13 protein-coding genes are annotated in these 17453 nt (G+C 50.5%); 1 reads left to right on the forward strand and 12 read right to left on the reverse strand.

Features of this window, described 5'->3' with window-relative positions; all coding sequences use genetic code 11:
• Positions 1-54 precede the first annotated feature (54 nt).
• Together HMPREF1246_RS02200 and HMPREF1246_RS02205 are read right to left on the reverse strand one after the other, a co-directional pair.
• Entirely contained in the window at positions 55-483 is a 429-nt protein-coding gene (locus HMPREF1246_RS02200) for a HutP family protein (RefSeq protein ID WP_009014628.1), read from the reverse strand.
• 28 nt (positions 484-511) lie between these two features.
• Positions 512-742 (reverse strand): hypothetical protein, encoded by a 231-nt coding sequence (locus HMPREF1246_RS02205; protein ID WP_009014629.1) that lies wholly within the window; start codon positions 740-742, stop codon positions 512-514.
• Between the two features lie 156 nt (positions 743-898).
• Here HMPREF1246_RS02205 and HMPREF1246_RS02210 point away from each other — a divergent pair, with 156 nt between their 5' ends.
• Positions 899-4090, forward strand: coding sequence for a DUF3427 domain-containing protein (locus HMPREF1246_RS02210; protein ID WP_021736588.1), 3192 nt, complete (start codon positions 899-901; stop codon positions 4088-4090).
• Between the two features lie 58 nt (positions 4091-4148).
• On the opposite strand, the gene HMPREF1246_RS02215 is transcribed toward HMPREF1246_RS02210, so the two are convergent.
• The 10 genes from HMPREF1246_RS02215 to HMPREF1246_RS02260 all read right to left on the reverse strand — a co-directional run bounded on the left by HMPREF1246_RS02215 (position 4149) and on the right by HMPREF1246_RS02260 (position 17450).
• Positions 4149-5177: a ribonucleotide-diphosphate reductase subunit beta gene (locus HMPREF1246_RS02215; protein ID WP_009014631.1), complete on the reverse strand. Its 1029-nt coding sequence runs from the start codon at positions 5175-5177 to the stop codon at positions 4149-4151.
• Between the two features lie 21 nt (positions 5178-5198).
• Positions 5199-7481: a ribonucleoside-diphosphate reductase subunit alpha gene (locus HMPREF1246_RS02220; protein ID WP_021736583.1), complete on the reverse strand. Its 2283-nt coding sequence runs from the start codon at positions 7479-7481 to the stop codon at positions 5199-5201.
• A gap of 159 nt (positions 7482-7640) precedes the next feature.
• On the reverse strand, positions 7641-8741 hold the full coding sequence (locus HMPREF1246_RS02225) for a glycosyl hydrolase family 18 protein (RefSeq protein WP_016460016.1): 1101 nt from the start codon (positions 8739-8741) through the stop codon (positions 7641-7643).
• Positions 8742-8846: 105 nt separating this feature from the next.
• Entirely contained in the window at positions 8847-9779 is a 933-nt protein-coding gene (locus tag HMPREF1246_RS02230; protein WP_009014634.1) for a manganese-dependent inorganic pyrophosphatase, read from the reverse strand.
• Positions 9780-9825: 46 nt separating this feature from the next.
• Positions 9826-11424, reverse strand: coding sequence for an NAD(P)/FAD-dependent oxidoreductase (locus HMPREF1246_RS02235; protein WP_021736553.1), 1599 nt, complete (start codon positions 11422-11424; stop codon positions 9826-9828).
• Between the two features lie 3 nt (positions 11425-11427).
• Positions 11428-12366, reverse strand: a complete 939-nt coding sequence (locus HMPREF1246_RS02240) for a YbbR-like domain-containing protein (RefSeq protein WP_035224158.1) — start codon at positions 12364-12366, stop codon at positions 11428-11430.
• The gene (gene cdaA / locus HMPREF1246_RS02245) at positions 12347-13207 is read right to left on the reverse strand and encodes a diadenylate cyclase CdaA (protein ID WP_014129023.1); all 861 of its coding nucleotides are present in this window, start codon (positions 13205-13207) and stop codon (positions 12347-12349) included. The genes HMPREF1246_RS02240 and cdaA overlap by 20 nt, the downstream gene beginning before the upstream one ends.
• Positions 13208-13237: 30 nt before the next feature.
• A complete protein-coding gene (locus HMPREF1246_RS02250; RefSeq protein WP_035224195.1) occupies positions 13238-14494 on the reverse strand; it encodes a M20 family metallopeptidase in 1257 nt (418 codons plus the stop codon).
• A 318-nt stretch (positions 14495-14812) separates the two neighbouring features.
• Positions 14813-16225 (reverse strand): argininosuccinate lyase, encoded by a 1413-nt coding sequence (gene argH, locus HMPREF1246_RS02255; RefSeq protein WP_009016378.1) that lies wholly within the window; start codon positions 16223-16225, stop codon positions 14813-14815.
• Between the two features lies 1 nt (position 16226).
• Entirely contained in the window at positions 16227-17450 is a 1224-nt protein-coding gene (locus HMPREF1246_RS02260) for an argininosuccinate synthase (RefSeq protein ID WP_009016377.1), read from the reverse strand.
• Positions 17451-17453: the final 3 nt, after the last annotated feature.

The raw sequence follows: 17453 nt of genomic DNA on the forward strand, positions 1-17453 counted from the left end.
AAACAGGGCGGCAAAGGGAGCCTTCCGGCAACAGCCCATCTTTTAGACTGCGGTTCAGTCCACACCGGCAAGGGTCCGATGAGCAAGGCCAACAGCCATTTCATTGAGGTTCAGAACGCCAACACTCATGAAGATGGCGACGCAGACGTGTTCCCCATAACGAGCAATGCCCACCTTGCCGCCGACATTAAAGCCCGAGGCTTTGGCAATAACCTGGCTTAGGGCTTCATGGGCAGCACCTGCCACAGTTCCAGCCCCGACGTGACTGTCTGAGACGATATGCTGCCGTTCGGCCGCCACCATGGCACGTTCCACAATCTTTGTGACGCTTGGCAAAAACTCACCGCCAAAATTAACGGCAGCCGTACGGAATCCTTCTTTGGCGTAATTTGCTTTCAGGCGGTCCTCATCGTCCCTTGTTTCAGACATGGCCATGCGCAGGGCCGCTCTCCCAACATCAATGCTGAAAATTTCTTTTTCCATTGTTTTGCTCCATTTCTACTTCGATTCATCAATAGGACCGATCACCCATGAGGGGATGATGGACCCGTTTCAGTGTCAGTTTCTTAGCAATCTCCACAGCTTCCTTGAGGTGAACATCGGTTTTAAAATCCTTGTCCTCAAAAATACACATGGGATCGTCCACACCAATCTCACTGCCCGGCATATATAGATATTGGTCATTATCTGGATCACCGAGGATGTACCCAGCTCTCAGTTCTTCTGCAATGATTACGGACACAGCGAGGCCTCCTTTGCTTTTTCTGTCCTACATACTGCATTTATTGTAACAGGTGCCGGCCATTCATGCAATGGATTTGCCACGCTCCCCCTCTTTCTTTTAGCTGCAGGAAAGGACGCGATCTGCTATACTGGAAAGCATAAAGGAGGATGCCCTATGGAACTTACGCTGCTGCCTGATGGAATCTATGAGCGCGTCATTTCAGACGAACTCGGGAAGGTGCTTGACGAGGCAAGCAAAGAAGAACAGATTTGGAAGGAGACGGAGACGGTCGATTCCCAGGAAGGGGCCCGTTATCTATCTGATTATGCCGGCCGCCTCATTCACTGTTGCCTAAAGGAAATCGCCGATCAGGATGAAGAAGGAAGTACGGCCCTTAGTAAGGAACTTCATCTTGTCAATGACCTCATCCGGCTTCTTTCAAAACGCATGGAAACCTTAGGCGAAGGCCACACCGTAAGCCGTGAGGATTTTCTTCTCACCCAGCTGAAACGGCGTCAGAATACCCTCAAGGAAATCATTCTGGAGCGGCCTTTATCGGGGCTTTCCCATTCCACGCTCTTTACCAACAGCAAAAAGGACGTTTCCCTTGTAACGGAACTGCAGCGGGAAATCCAATCCGCGGACCGCATCGACCTGCTCGTTTCCTTTATCAAATATTCAGGGTATATTATGATCCGCCCCTATCTCCAGGAATTCACCCGCCATGGAGGAAAGCTCCGCGTCCTTACGACAACCTATATGGGTGCGACCGATCCCAAGGCCGTAGCCGAGCTGGCAGCTCTTCCCAATACGGAGGTCCGGATTTCCTACAATGTCAAGGAAACGCGTCTTCATGCCAAGGCCTATATTTTTTACCGCAGCAGCGGCTTTTCCTCGGCTTATGTCGGATCATCAAATCTCTCCCATGCAGCCATCGCCGATGGACTTGAATGGAATATGAAGATCACCCAGCAGGATATGCCCATTGTCATGGAAAAAATCCATACGACCTTTGATACATACTGGCATAGTGATGAATTTCAGGACTTTAGCGAAAAAGACCGTCCGTATCTTGAAGACGCCATTGATGCTGAACGGGGACGGGGCAAAAAGGAAGGTTCCGCCCTTTCCTATGCTTTCCGAATCCGTCCCTACCCGTATCAGGAACAGATCCTTGATGCCCTGCAGGCTGAGCGGCAAATCCATCACCGCACGCGCAATCTCGTTGTTGCCGCTACGGGTACAGGAAAAACCGCCATTGCAGCTTTTGATTACGCTCGCTTTGCCAAAAATAGAAACAAGGAAACCCGTCTTCTTTTTGTGGCCCACCGGGAGGAAATCCTCACCCAATCCCTTTCCGCCTTTCGTCAAGTCCTCCAAGATCCAGGCTTTGGGGAACTTTCCGTAGGAAACTTCAAGGCCAAACGGGCGGACCATCTTTTTATCTCCATTCAAACCTTTCAGCACCAGCGTCTGTGGGAAAAACTTGATTCCCATTACTATGACATGATCATTGTTGACGAATTCCATCATGCAGCAGCACCGAGTTACCAGAAACTACTCTCCTATTTCAAGCCAAGGATCCTTCTGGGCCTTACGGCAACGCCAGAACGCATGGATGGGAAAGACATCCTCTCTTATTTTGATGGTCATATGGCAGCGGAAATCCGTCTTTCTGAAGCGATTGAAAGACGTCTCTTGGTTCCTTTCCATTATTTTGGCGTAGAGGACCCCATCGACTTGAGTCACGTTGCTTGGTCAAAGGGGCAGTATGAAACAGATGAGCTTATCCATCTTTATGCTAGGGATCATACGGCAGAGATCAGGGCCAACGCCATCTTAAGGGCTCTCACTCGCTATACCAGTGATCTGCGGGATGTAAAAGGCATCGGTTTTTGCGTTGGAATCCAGCATGCCGAATTCATGGCCCGTTTCTTCACCAAGGCGGGGATTCCTTCCCTTGCCCTATCGGGGGATACACCTGATGAAGTGCGCCGGAAAGCAGCAGCTGACCTAGCTTCCGGCAGGCTGACCTTCCTTTTTGTTGTCGACATCTTTAATGAAGGCGTCGATATCCCCGCCGTCAATACGGTACTTTTCCTGCGTCCCACGAACAGTCTCACCATTTTTTTACAGCAGCTGGGACGCGGCCTGCGCCTTTTTGAAGGCAAGGACTGCCTTACGGTCCTTGATTTTGTCGCTCAGGCAAACCGAAAATACGACTTTGCTTCCCGTCTTTTTGCCCTCATGGGGACAAGGAACCTCTCCATTCGCCGTGAAGTTCAGCTAGGCTTTCCCCACGCACCCAAGGGCTGCTGCATTCAGCTGGAAAAAGTTGCCCAGCAAAGAATCCTTGAAAATATCAACAGCCAGCTAAAAGGCCTTTCCTACTATCTGGAAACCATTCGTGAACTTTACGAGATAACAGGGAGCGTACCGACACTTGCGGAATTTTTCAAAGCTTCCGGCATCGATTCCCACCTTTTTTATAATGGGAAGCGAACCTACACAAGGCTGCTCATGAAGGCCGGCCTCATAGAAGAACGGGAAGAAAGCCTTGAGGAAAAAGTCCTCATGAGAGCTTATCCGACGCTCCTTTCCCTGGATTCCCCGCACTGGATTTCCTATCTCAAGGAAAACCTGAAAGCTCCTCAACGGCCAACAACGATTCTTGATAGGGAATATGCGGCCATGCTGTACCACACTCTTCTTTCAAAGGATCTGGAAGCCCTTGGGATTATTTCCCCAGAAGCGCTCATCTTGAGCCTTAGCCACTGGCATCCCTTTATCAAGGAACTGGAGGCCTTTTTGACGATGCAGGAAAACGCCTTGTCCTTCCTGCCCCAGTCCCCCGGGGTCCTTTATCCCTGTGCCCTTGAAGTCTATTGTCACTACACAAGAAACCAAATCTTTGCCGCGCTTGGGTACGATCATCCCAGTTCCATCCGCGAGGGCGTCAAGTTCCTGACCCCAGAAAAGAGTTTTGCTGTCACCCATCCAACGGATGTCTTTCTTGTAACCCTGAATAAATCAGACCGCGACTTTTCGGAGACAACACGTTATGAAGACTATTCCATCGATCGGATGACCTTTCACTGGCAAAGCCAAAGTACGACGACACCCCATTCAAAGACGGGGCAGCGTTATGAAAGGCTGTGCAGGGAAAAGGAAAAAGCGGGTTATATTCTTCTTTTTGTTCGTGAAAATAAAAAAGATGCCTACGGCGGCACCCAAAGCTATACGTTTCTTGGCCGTGTAAGCATCGAGCGTCTTCAAGGCTCACAGCCCATGACCGCGATCTTGAAACTTGCCCTGCCCCTATCTGCCGGCCTCCTCACGGAAACCGACGCAAGCGGCGTCCTGTAAATGAAAGATCCCAACAAACGCGTCACATAGACCATTCGTTGGGATCTTTTATGTTATGCTATACCAAATCGTCAAAGTCAAAAGCGGCGGCTTTCGTGTAGTTCGTTACTTTCGCTTCAAAAAAGTCCGTTTTCGTTCCATTGAGATTGGAGAAGCTTTCAATCCATTCCATGGGATTCTGACTGATTTCCGGGTAAAGGGGCGCAAGTCCAATGGCTTCAAGGCGGATATTGGCCAAATACTTGATGTACTTTTCGATCAGGCCATTATTGAGCCCCAGAATCTTATCATCCGTAATATACTGGCCCCATTTGATTTCATTTTCCGCACCCTGACGGATCATGTCGGCAATATGAGCATCCTGCTCCTTTGTAAAAAGATCGGGCCGTTCATGACGCAGTTCGCGGAGGATATTCTGGAAGAGAATGAGGTGCGTCACTTCGTCACGGTTGATATATTTGAAGATGGTGCTCGTTGCGGTCATTTTCCCCTGGCGGGCCAAGGTGTAAAAGAAACTAAAACCTGAGTAGAAATAAATGCCTTCAAGGATATAGTTTGCCACAATGGTATGAAGGAAATTGCCTTCGTTCGGATCATCGCTGAAGCGCTGATACGCATCGGCAATAAACCGATTCCGTTCCAATAGCGTCGAATCCGTGCGCCATTCATCATAAATCTTATCCCGTGTAATGGGATTTGTCACCGTATCAAGGATATAGGAATAACTCTGCGCGTGAATTTCCTCTTGAAAAGCCTGGATGTTTAAGAGGGACGCCACTTCCGGTGCCGTGATATAACGACTTATGTTTGGCAGGTTTTCGCTCTGGACGCTGTCAAGAAAGTTCAGGAAAGAAATAATCTTATCGAAGGCACGGCGCTCGCTGTCCGTAAGGTACGGGAACTGCTTGATATCTTCGTTCAAGGAAATTTCTTCGGGAATCCAGAAGTTATTGAGCATGGTCCGGTAAAGTGTATTGGCCCAATCATATTTGATTCGGTTCCATTCGCGCAGGTTTGTCGTATTACCGCCAATCATTGCCTGGGTCCCGCGCTGCCCATGTTCATTAAAAATAAGTTTCTTTTTCATCTTGCGCTCCTTCTCACACAGTCAGGATGAACAGCTTGTGCATTCATCCATTTCAAGGGACTGGTTCCGCACATAGTAAATGGTCTTGATGCCCTGTTTATAGGCTTCAATATAGAGGTTCAGTATTTCCGAGGCCTTCATGCGGGGCGTGATATAAAGATTAAAGGATTGGGCCTGATCGATGTGGCGCTGACGGGCTGCATTGGCACGAATGGACCACTGCTGGTCAATGGTATGAGCTTCCTTATAGAGCCAGAATGTCTTTGGGTTAAGGTCCGGTGCCGTTTTCGGGGTAAAGGATCCTTGTTTTTCCTCTATGAAGAATTTCTTGAAAATAGGATCGATGCCAGCCGTTGTATTGGCAATGTTGCTCGTTGAACCGGTTGGCGCCACAGCAAGGAGATACCCATTGCGCATACCGTACTTGTGGACGTCGGCAGCAAGACGCTGCCATTTTTCACTGGTATAGCCGCGCCGGGTAAAGTATTTGCCCGTATCCCATTCAGATCCCTTGAAGGCAGGATAAGCCCCCTTTTCTTTGGAAAGTTCCATGGACGCTTTGATGGCATAGTAGGCAATCTTTTCAAAAAGGGCATCAGCCGCGGCTATGTGTTCTTTTGATTCCCAGCGCAGGCCGTGCTTTACAAGATAATGGTGGTAGCCGCTCGTGCCAAGGCCAATGGCCCGGTATTTGTCACAAGTCAGCCGGGACTCCGGTACCGGCGTCTGGTTGATGGTAATGACATTATCGAGCATGCGCACCTGAAGGGCAATCTGTTCTTCCAGGAAATCCTCATCAATCTTGCCAAGGTTGATGGAATTCAAGTTGCAGGTGACCATATCGCCTGGCGCTGTCACTGTCGTAATGGTCCCATCGTCCTCAAGGATTTCTTTTTTGAGGTTCGTAAAGCCCACATTCTGTGCGATTTCATGACACAGGTTCGAAGCATAGATCATCCCCGCGTGCTTATTGGGATTGGCTTCATTGACCGTATCCCGGAAAAAGATGAAAGGGGTTCCCGTTTCAACGGCACTTTTCATGATTTTTTTCATCATCTCAAGGGCGGGGACGCTGATGCCATGGAGACGGGAATCCTTTTCACAAGCAAGGTAATGCTCCGTAAAGGCTTTATCTTCCTCCGTATCGTAGAAGTCTTCCAGAGCAAAGCCCATGACCGTATTCACTTCATGCGGATCAAAGAGGGTAAAATTTTCGCGTTTGATGAGGCGCTCCATGAAGAGGTTCGGAACGGAAATAGAGGGAAAGATATCATGGGCCTTGCGCCGATCATCGCCGTTATTGGTCCTCAGTTCAACAAATTCATAAAAATCCTTGTGCCAAATATCAAGGGTCACCGTCGCGCCGCCCTTGCGCTTACCGAGCTGGTCAACGGCAACAGCCGTATCGTTATAGAGCCGGACCCAGGGAATGACCCCTCCGGAAGAGTTCTTGAATCCCCGGATATCACTGTTGAGGGCCCGAACCTTCCCCAGATAGATGCCTAGGGCCCCTCCATGCTTGGAAACACGGGAGAACTTGCTGTTCACATCATAAATGGACCAAAGGTTGTCATCGACACCTGCCACAAAACAGCTGGACAGCTGATGAAATGGCGTGCCAGCATTAGCAAGGGTCGGCGTTGCCGTTGTCATCTTGAGCTCGCTCATAAGGTCATAGAACTTCTTGGCGTAGGCCACCTTGTTTTTCCCTTCAACGAGAGCAAGATGCATGGCAATGGCCATAAAGCGTTCCTGCGGCAGTTCATAGACTTCCTTGTTAAATCCCCGTACAAGATAACGGTCTGCCAGGAGTTTGAGTCCTTCATAGTTAAAAAGGTAGTCCCGTTTCGGTTTGATATAATCCCCCAATTCCTGGAGCTCATCTTCCGTATAGTCCGTCACAAAAAAATCAGCATATTTCTTCTTGTCAACCAGCATATGGATGAGATTGGAGAAATTCCCATAACCAAAGGCCTTATAACGGCGCTGGATGGCAGCCTCTTTATAGAGGTCAAAGAGGAACAGGCGGGCAGCCACAAACTGCCAATCCGGATTCATCTCCTGAAGGGGTACCCCGCCCCCTTCATGACGGGAGGGAATGACTTTTTCAATGGCCGTGCGGATCAAGGTCTGCTGGATCTGTTTCGTGGTCATACCATCGACAAACTGAAGCTTGGAATCCATTTCAAGCTCCATGGGATCGCATGAATCAAGTCCCAGACAGGCAAAAGCAATCATACGCTTGGTCTTTTCGACGGAAAGGGGTTCAAAATGCCCGTCCCGTTTGCGGATCATGATGTCCATAAGTGGCTTCCTTTCTTGTTCCTAAAAGTAAGAAAGACCACAAGATATAGTGGTCTTTGATTGTTTCTTTGGGTTCCTCATACATTATACGGGCTCATAGTCCATAAATCAAGTAAGAATTATTTTATGATTATTATTATAAAAATAGGAAACAGGACATTATTGTTGGGAAGCATGGGCTCCATTTTTCTGACTGATTTCAAGAAGGTGCCAGACATCGGGCGTTTCAAAGCCATATCGCCAGGCTGCCGTCCCTGCCAGCTGATACTGTATTGCGAGACGGGACTTATAGTAGAGGCTCAAGGCATCTTCCTGCCAAAAGACATAATCCCTGCCGCCTTCCGTATAGGAAACCCGAGTCATCTTTTCCTCTGGGAGCCAGGTCTTCCGGAAGGTCGGAAGGTTCTTTTTATCATGAATGAGCTGCTGGGCCTGCCACATACCAAGGGTTCTCGCCCGATACTCCTTGGTGCCTTCCGGGGCCTCCCATAGGCGCATATAAAGTGGGAGACCAAATAGAAGTTTTTCCGGGGGAACGCCCTGGGCAAGAGTCTCTTGGACCTTCTTTTCATCCCAATTGAAAGAAGCCGTCGGTCCCGGCACTTTACTCAGCCGAGAAAATTGATCATACGTCATGAGAACAAGATAATCCACGCTTTTCGTCAAGGCCTTCCGGTCGTAGCAGCGGGACCAATTGGGATTGCGGCTGGGAGCTGTGACATCCATACTGAGGATCAGTCCCTTCTTTTGGGATTGACGGCGCAGATAGGCCATGAAGCTTGTGAGGGCATCACGATCTTTTTCATAGATGTTCTCAAAATCGATATTGATTCCATCAAAACCGTGCGTTTCAGCCTCTTTCAGGAGCTGGTCAATGATAAAGCGCTGGGCATGGGGGTCTTGAAGGAATTTATGAGTAAGATCCGGATCAAAGGAATTGGTCACAAGCGGCCAGACCTGGTACCCTTTTTTGTGGGCCCGTTCCGTATACCCTGGCACAGCCGCGCCTTCCACCTTTCCATATTCCCCCGTTACACGGTACCAACACGGCGAAACAACGGTCAGGCCTGGGACCTTGGGCAGCGATGAAAGATCCACGCTGGGATCATCCTTATGCTGCCAAACCATACTGATGGGATGCGTCAAGCTAGGCGCCGGTTGGGGCTTAGCTTGGCTGTCCTTTTTAGGGGTGGCGCAGCTTCCCATCCCTATGACAAAGGTGAGGAGTACAAGTCCCAACAAAAAAGAAATTTTTCGCATAGAAGCCTCCTGGATCATTGTTTGTCCTTATTGTATCAGGTACGAAAAAAGAGAGGCCATGAAGAAAATGAAATTCTCATTTTTTCACAGCCTCTCGTACATTTTTTATTTTCTGAAAGCGTCCGTCAGAGGCGGAACAATCTGTTTCTTACGGGACAGGACGCCGGGCATATGGAAGTGACCGTCAGCTTCAGGGTTGCCGAAGGCTTTTTCCAGGACGTCGCCGTTCTTGCCAGCCCAAAGAAGTTCCGTCACTTCCGTCATGATATCCGTAACCATGAGAAGGCTCGTGTCAGATTCACCAGAAGCCACCATTTTTTCCAGTGCGGCCTTCAATGCCGGCCATTTTTCCTTGGCTTTTTCGCCGTCCATGACGTTCACTTGGGCAACGGTGACTTTTCCTTGCGGGAAATCAAATTCCTTCATATCACCGTGGCAGATTTCATCAGGCGTGCTGCTGTTGATGGCAGAACCATGCTGCAGCATATCAAGGGCATAGGCTTTCGGATCCTTGATGCCGGCGATTTCAGCAAGTTCCAGACCAATCTTGCGGTCCGTTTCCGTTGTTGTCGGAGATTTGAAAAAGAGCGTATCAGAGCTAATGGCAGAAAAGAGCAGGCCTGCATACTGCGGCGGCAGGGCAATACCATTTTCCTTGGCCAGTTTGGCAATAATGGTAGAGCAGCAGCCCAGCGGTTCAACGCGCATATAAAGGGGTGCAGCCGTCTTCAGGCCGCCCAAGCGATGGTGATCGATGACTTCCTTTAGGTCCGCATCGGCAAGACCGTCTACAGCTTGGGATTCTTCGTTATGGTCGACGAGGATAAGCTTTTGGCCCGGTTCGACTTCTTCGATGAGTTTCGGTGCTTCCATCTTGAAGGCATCAAGAACGTATTGGGTTTCCTTGCTGACTTTGCCGGCTCTGCAAGCGACAGCCGGTACACCGAGCTGCTGTTTGACATAGGTATAGGTCAAAGCGCAGCAGATGGAATCCGTATCAGGGTTCTTATGACCCGTTACAATCGTCATGTTTTCCATGAATGAACTCTCCTTTTTACCTGTACAGAATTGTATATACACAAAATTATACCACAGTTGGCGCAAATCGTGCCATAAAATGCCGTGCCTCATGGAATCCGTCCATAGCGGCACTCGTGATGCCGCCGGCGTAGCCGGCTCCTTCACCGCAGGGGTAAAGGCCGCGGCAGTTCAGGGACTGTCCATTTTCTCCGCGTACAATGCGCAGGGGCGCGCTGGTTCTTGTTTCCACGCCTATCATAAGACCTTCCCGGCTGAAACCGGGCAGACGGCGTTCAAAATCACGGAGCCCGTTTTCCAAGGGATCGGTGACAAAGTTTGGCAGGATCTTTCTCAAATCATAGGGAACAAGGCCGCGCCGATAGGTTGTCTTAAAAGGAACGGATAGATCCGGTGCCGTATGATCCACAAAGCTGCGGCTTGACTGGGCCGGAGCCCGGTAAGCGCCAGCAGCCCTGTAAGCAAGAGCCTCATAACGGCGCTGAAAGACCATCCCACCCAAAGGACCTTCGGGAAAATCGTCGGGTGTCACAGCAACAACAAGGGCACTGTTGGCCCGACCCGTATCCCTTTTGTAGGGGCTCATGCCATTTACGACAAGTCCTCCTATCTCAGAGCTGGAGGCAACGACTTCGCCGCCCGGGCACATGCAGAAGGAATAAACAGCCCGGCCGGACGCGTCATGATAGATGAGGGCATAGTCAGCAGCCCCCAGCTTCGGATGCGCGGCAAATGGCCCGTATTGAGCCTTGTTGATGAGGGCCTGACTATGCTCAATGCGCACGCCGACAGCAAATGCCTTGGCTTCCATATGGACGCCGCGGGAATAAAGGGCTTCATACGTATCGCGGGCGCTGTGTCCGCAGCAAAGGATGACGCCGTTTGTTTCGAGGCGTTCCCGGCCGTTTAGGGTAACAGCCGTCAGCCCTTTTTTCGAATCCAGATGAAAATCCGTCACCTGTGTTTCATAACGGATTTCCCCACCCGCCTTTTTGATGCGATGGATCAAGCCCGTGACCATGATGCGGAGACGGTCCGTCCCAACATGGGGCTTTTGTTCATACAAGATTTCTTCCGGAGCACCGGCGGCAACAAAGGTTTCAAGGATATGTCCCACAATGGGGTCATTGACCCGCGTCGTGAGTTTTCCATCGGAAAAGGTGCCCGCCCCGCCAGCGCCAAACTGGACATTGCTGACAGGATCAAGTTGTCCCGTTTGCCAAAATGTTTCCACATCTTTTACGCGGTGGGCAAGATCCCGTCCCCGCTCCACTACAAGGGGATGGTAGCCGTTTTCCGCAAGTTCGAGGGCAGCCATCAGCCCGGCAGGGCCAAGTCCCACCACGAGGGGACGCCCGTGCAGCTTTTCGCTTCCAATCTGGGGCTTTGGGGTCTGTGCCCTTTTATAGGGCAGGATGAGCTGCTTTTTTTCAAGACGGCTGCGTTCCCCATTGGTTAGCTCCAAATCAAGGAGCAGATGATAGACAAAGGTGATACTCTTCTTGCGTCGGGCATCGATGGCCTTTTTAAGGAGTGTCACGCGGCGGATCTTTTGGGGAACAATCCCAAGCTGCCGTGCCGCCGCTTCCTCTAGGGTGCGGCGGCTTTCAAGACCGACGCGGAGGTTATTCATTCTAAAAAGCATGGTTTATTGGTCCTTTTCGTTTTTCACGGTGATTTCAACAATGACATTATGCGTATCGGCAAGGACCTTGTCAGGAATCTGGAGAGGCATATTAAGCTCCACATTGCTTGTGATATTGTCAAGGACAATGGGGGCCGTCTTGATTTCCTTCAGTTCTCCCAGGACCTTGGGATCTGCCGTCAGGCGCACGGTCTGGGGCGTGATCTTGGTTCCGACCAGCGTGATGCCACTTGGCAGTTTACCCGAAAGATCGGCTTTGATAGGAAAAACGTTGGTCCCTAGCTGACGCACGATGGTGACCGTCGTCGAAACCTTGCTGGGCGTCACCTTGACATCGTACATTTCGCGGCCCAACTGGTCAACGGCCACGGCGGTCGCATCTGTTTCAAAGTTCTTATCGTGGTTTGAGATATCGACCATGACAAGGACCTTGGCCACTTGATTGATGCGCTCTTCCGCCCCGCTGATTTTCACCTGTAGGGGATTGAGATCCATCCGGCTTACGGTGATGCCGCTATGAGGTACGCCCACAATGCGCGCTTCCAGTTTCATCTCTTTTGAAACCTGTGTATCGATTTCAAGCTGGAGCAGACTCGGCGTGATCTCGATGACCTCGCCGTTCTTGACTTGGGCCGTGACGCGGTAGGTATTGCGTCCTTTGCTGGCCCCCTCAAAATCGATAAAGGCTTTTACATCCGCTGTGCGAAGCGCCGCAATCTGGCTTCGCGTCCCGCTTACGCGCACGTTGACCGTTTCAGGCAAATCCTTGACGAGCATGTCATCCTGAAGATGCACTGTCTGCAAGGGTACGGTAAAGCTACGGGTGGTGATTGGATTCTGTTCATTCATGACATAGACCCAAAGGATGGACGCAACGATGACGCACATGATCCGGGCCAGCCACGAATTTCTTGTTGGGTGTTTACTGCTTAGCATCATCATCGCCTCCTTTGCTGCGATCCTTGAGGCTCAGAAGCTTTGCCTTGATGGAATCTTTCCAGTTGAGCATGGGTTCCTTCATGACAGGACGCAAAAGGTCCTTCACGTCGCGGTGGGTCAGATAGCGCTGGAGTGCGCCGCCGCGGGCAAGGGAAATTGCCCCTGTCTCTTCACTTACGACAAGGATCAGGGCATCAGTCTGTTCCGATAGACCAATGGCCGCACGGTGCCGCGTCCCCAGCTCCTGGCTGAGGTTCCTCGCTTCCGTCAAGGGCAACAGGCAGCTTGCAGCTGCAATGCGGTCGCCGCGGACAATGACAGCTCCGTCATGGAGCGGCGTATTCGGAATAAAGATATTTTCAAATAGGGCCGTGCTGATCAGTCCGTCAATGCGGACGCCCGTTTCAATATAATCGTCAAGGCCTGTTTCCCGTTCAAAGACAATCAGGGCCCCAATCTTGTTGCGGGACAGATCATCAGCCGTCAAAGCCACCGATTCAAGCATGTTTTCTACCTGCATCTCATTAAGGACCGTGCTGCGGCGGAACAGTTTGCCTCGGCCAATCTGCTCTAGGGCACGGCGCAGTTCGGGCTGGAAAACAATAGGCAGGGCAAACATGACAATGGTCATGAATTTTTCAAGGAGCCAGTTGATCACATACAGATTCAGCCATTTGCTGACGAGCATGACCAAAAGCAGCATCAAAAGGCCCTTGACAAGGGACGCCGCCCGTGTGTTTTTCAGCATTTGGTAGAGCTTATTGAGGAAATAAGCAACCACCAAGATATCGATGACATCCAGGAAGGTGATGGTATGGATGAGATCTAGGACATGGGATTCCAAGGGTTTCGCCTCCTCAAGGTTCTGGATTGGTTAAATATTCCGTTCGACCAGTTCTTCAACCGGTTCATCCGTCTTTTTAAAAGGAATGTCTCCTTCATAAGCAAGGAAGGCCAAGGCATAACTGACGGCCATGGCAGAGCCCATCATGAGGCCCCTTTCGTCCATATCAAATTCCGGCGTATGGTGATTGGCCCCGCATCCAAGGTCCGTATTTTGAATGCCTGTAAAGGAAAGGACCCCTGGATAGAGCTTTTGGAAAAGGGCGAAGCTTTCGGACGCCATCCAAGGCGCCGCGTCAACGACAGCGTCTTTTCCAAGATCCCGCACAAGAGCCTTTCGTCCCAGCGCCGCGCAGGTTTCATTATTGCGCACCTCATAAAGGGCCTTGGGCATGTGGGTGATTTTATAGGAACATTGATAAAGGGCCGTAAGATGATCCAAGGTCTTTTTTAGATAGGTCTCAAAAAGGGACCCCGCTTTTTCATAGCTGAAGAAACGAGCCGTACCGCCAAAGGTGAGAGTACCGGGAATGACGTTGTACTGATCACCACTATGGACAAAACCCAAGGAAATGGTCAGGCATTCAAAGGGGTCGACACGGCGCATCCGGAAGCTTGAAAGCTCACTATAAATCGCGTAAAAACAGTCAATCGGGCTCCGGGCAAGATCGGGCCGGGCTCCGTGACCAAACTGACCAGAAAGCTCGACAACAAAAGCGCAGCCTCCACTCATGACAGGACCAGGACAAAGCGATACGGTTCCAGCGGCCATATCCCAGCGCACATGGGTCGCATAGCAGCCATCGATGGAAAGCTTCAGGTCATGAACGATGTAGGGCAGGAGATTCCTAATGTCTCCACTTGTTTCCTCACCGCGTTCAAAACAAAAGACAATCTTGCCGACAAATTCATCCTTATGGGCGGCAAGGATGCGTGCCGCCGTAAGGGTCATGGCCATATGGCCATCGTGCCCGCAGGCGTGACTGACACCGGGGATCTTGGAAATACAGGCTTTGGGTTCTTGCAGGTTTTTCTCACTTTCCTTAATGGGAAGCGCGTCTGTATCACTGCGCATGAGGAGGGTTCTCCCCTTTTTCCCGCTGTCAAGGATGGCCAGAAGGCCCCCGTCAGGGACATTCACGGTTTCAAGGCCGAGGCCCTTGAGATACGATTCGAGGAAGGCAATGGTCTTTTCTTCTTCATTGCTTAGTTCCGGATATTCATGAAAATAACGGCGCAGACGGACCGTTTCCGCAAATTCCGCCTTTGCCTCGCTGAGGATGTTCATAGGCGTTCCTTTCATAATAAGACGCTGCTTGGCAGCTTATGAAGGTGCCCGTAGGGCCCTTCCGGAGACATAAAATTACAGTTTATTATACCATGAATTGCCGATTCTTCCATGCCTTTAGCCTCTTTGCCCCGCAAAAGTTCCATAAAAAGACACAACCTCCTTCCATAGGAAAAGAGACACTCACCGGTGCTTTTATTTTCCTACGGAAGGAGGCTCATGTGGACACGAGGAAATGGACACTCCCGGTCCCCTTTATTTCAAGGTGCCAGATGATTGTGTTTGCGGAAAAGGTAAGCCTTTTCCTATAACAAAAGCTCAGCGCTTTGTTACCAACTCATGAAGGGTCTTCTTCTGCCCATCAACAAGTGACCGTCCCAAGGTCAGTTGCTTAGCATTTTCCTTTGGTGCAGGGCCGCCGTAGGACGTACGGGCAGCCACGCAGTTTTCTGGACGCAGGGCTTCAAGGAGATCCTTTTCAAAAAGAGGCGAAAACTGTTTGTACTCGTCCAAGGTCAACTCTACAAGATACTTGCGGTGCTTGATGCCATAAGCCACGGCTTCGCCAACGACTTTATGGGCCTTACGGAAGGGCAGGCCTTTCTTGACAAGGTAATCAGCAAGGTCTGTCGCATTGGAATAATCCTTATGGACAGCTTCGGCCATGCGATCCTTGTTCACCGTCATAGTAAGGAGCATATCCCGAAAAACAGTGAGGGAAAACTTCACCGTATCAACCGCGTCAAAAAAACCTTCCTTATCTTCCTGCAGATCCTTGTTATAGGCAAGAGGCAGGCCCTTGAGCGTTGTCAAAAGGGCCATGAGGTGACCATAGGTCCGCCCCGTCTTGCCACGAACGAGTTCGGAAATATCGGGATTCTTTTTCTGGGGCATCATGGATGAACCCGTTGCAAAAGCATCATCAAGATCAATGAACCCAAATTCCGTCGATGACCAAAGACAGATTTCCTCACTGAGGCGGGACAGGTGCATCATGAGGATGGACGCGGCAGAAAGAAATTCCAAGAGGTAATCCCGGTCGCTTACAGCGTCCATGCTGTTGCCATAAACCGCGTCAAAATTGAGTTCCTCGGCCACCTGGAAGCGGTCAATGGGAAGCGTTGTCCCCGCCACGGCACCTGCCCCGAGGGGCATGATGTCCGCACCTTTCCACACCCCTTCAAGGCGGCGGAAATCGCGCAGGAACATATTGAAGTAGGCCAAGAGATGATGGCAGAAAGTAATGGGCTGCGCCCGCTGCAAATGGGTGTACCCGGGCATAAGCGTATCCTGGTTTTTATCTGCCACCATTAAAAGTGCTTCTTCAAAGCGGATGACAAGGTCCATGACTTCGGTCACAACCCGTTTCATGTACATATGCATGTCAAGGGCCACCTGGTCATTGCGGCTTCTGGCCGTATGGAGACGAGCACCGGCATCACCGATGCGTTCCGTAAGGGCCGCTTCCACATTCATGTGGATATCTTCCAGTTCGGTCTTGAATTCGAACGTTCCCTTTTCAATATCGTCAAGGATGCTCGTAAGCCCCTTCACGATCTTTTCGGCATCACTTTCCGAAATGATGCCCGTTTTGGCCAGCATATGCGTGTGAGCAATGCTGCCGCGGATATCTTCATGATAGAGGCGCTGATCATATTCAATGGATGCGTTGAAAGCGTCTACCAAGGCATTTGTATCCTTACTGAATCTTCCACCCCATAACTTTGCCATCTTATTTCAGTTTCCCCTGTTTCATGAGGGCCCGAACCGTCAGCGGCAGGCCAAAAAGGGTGATAAAGCCCTTGGCATCGGTCTGATCATATACATCGTCTTCGCCGAAGGTGACATATTCCTTGCTGTAAAGGGAATAAGGGCTCGTCGTGCCGGCAGAAATGATATTGCCTTTATAGAGCTTCAGGCGGACCGTACCGGTCACCGTTTTCTGCGTTTCATCGACAAAGGCCTGGAGGGCTTCCCGCAGCTGGGAGAACCACATGCCGTCATAGACAAGTTCTGCATAACGAATGCCAATCTGTTCCTTATAGTTGTAGGTGGCCCGATCAAGGCAAATATTTTCCAGTTCATTATGGGCATAATAGATGATGGTACCGCCCGGCGTTTCATAGACACCGCGGTCCTTCATGCCAACCAGCCGGTTTTCCACCATGTCAGCAATCCCAATGCCGTTGCGCTTGCCGATTTCGTTAAGGGTGGTGAGAAGTTCCACCGGTTCCATCTTCTTGCCATTGACGGCGACTGGAACCCCTTCAACAAATTCCAGTTCCACATATTCGTCCTTATCGGGAGCGCCTTCAGGGGTACCGGAGAAGATATAGATATCCGGATTGGGTTCATTGGCCGGATCTTCGAGGTCGCTGCCTTCATGGGAAAGATGCCAGATATTCCAGTCCATGCTATAGTCTTTTTTCTTCGTGACCGGAACCGGGATATTATGGGCGGAGGCAAAATCGATGGCATCTTCACGGGATTTGATGTTCCATTCCCGCCAAGGAGCGATGACCTGGAGCTGCGGAGCCAGCGCCTTGATGCCCAGTTCAAAACGAACCTGATCGTTGCCCTTACCTGTAGCACCATGGCAGATGGCATCGGCATTTTCCTTCAGGGCCACTTCAACAAGATGCTTTGCAATGACCGGACGGGCAATGGACGTTCCCAGGAGATATTTCTTTTCATAAACGGCGCCGGATTTGACCATGGGCCAAGCATAATCGCGAAGGAATTCATCCCGCAGATCAAGAACATAAGCCTTGGAAGCCCCGCTCTTTAACGCCTTATCATGAACAAAGCTCATATCATCGCCTTGTCCCAAATCGGCCGTTACGGTAATGACTTCACAGTTATTATAGTTTTCCTTCAGCCAAGGAATGATGACGGACGTATCGAGACCGCCGGAATAAGCAAGAACAACTTTTTTGATTTCGTCTTTTTTCTTCATGAT

Source organism: Acidaminococcus sp. BV3L6 (assembly GCF_000468835.1).
GTDB classification, from domain to species: Bacteria; Bacillota; Negativicutes; order Acidaminococcales; family Acidaminococcaceae; genus Acidaminococcus; species Acidaminococcus intestini.

Coding starts and splice junctions, on each gene's coding strand:
- HMPREF1246_RS02200 (WP_009014628.1), bottom strand. CDS start 483: ATGGAAAAAGAAATTTTCAGCATTGATGTTGGGAGAGCGGCCCTGCGC.
- HMPREF1246_RS02210 (WP_021736588.1), top strand. CDS start 899: ATGGAACTTACGCTGCTGCCTGATGGAATCTATGAGCGCGTCATTTCA.
- HMPREF1246_RS02215 (WP_009014631.1), bottom strand. CDS start 5,177: ATGAAAAAGAAACTTATTTTTAATGAACATGGGCAGCGCGGGACCCAG.
- HMPREF1246_RS02220 (WP_021736583.1), bottom strand. CDS start 7,481: ATGGACATCATGATCCGCAAACGGGACGGGCATTTTGAACCCCTTTCC.
- HMPREF1246_RS02225 (WP_016460016.1), bottom strand. CDS start 8,741: ATGCGAAAAATTTCTTTTTTGTTGGGACTTGTACTCCTCACCTTTGTC.
- HMPREF1246_RS02230 (WP_009014634.1), bottom strand. CDS start 9,779: ATGGAAAACATGACGATTGTAACGGGTCATAAGAACCCTGATACGGAT.
- HMPREF1246_RS02235 (WP_021736553.1), bottom strand. CDS start 11,424: ATGCTTTTTAGAATGAATAACCTCCGCGTCGGTCTTGAAAGCCGCCGC.
- HMPREF1246_RS02240 (WP_035224158.1), bottom strand. CDS start 12,366: ATGATGATGCTAAGCAGTAAACACCCAACAAGAAATTCGTGGCTGGCC.
- HMPREF1246_RS02250 (WP_035224195.1), bottom strand. CDS start 14,494: ATGAACATCCTCAGCGAGGCAAAGGCGGAATTTGCGGAAACGGTCCGT.
- argH (WP_009016378.1), bottom strand. CDS start 16,225: ATGGCAAAGTTATGGGGTGGAAGATTCAGTAAGGATACAAATGCCTTG.
- HMPREF1246_RS02260 (WP_009016377.1), bottom strand. CDS start 17,450: ATGAAGAAAAAAGACGAAATCAAAAAAGTTGTTCTTGCTTATTCCGGC.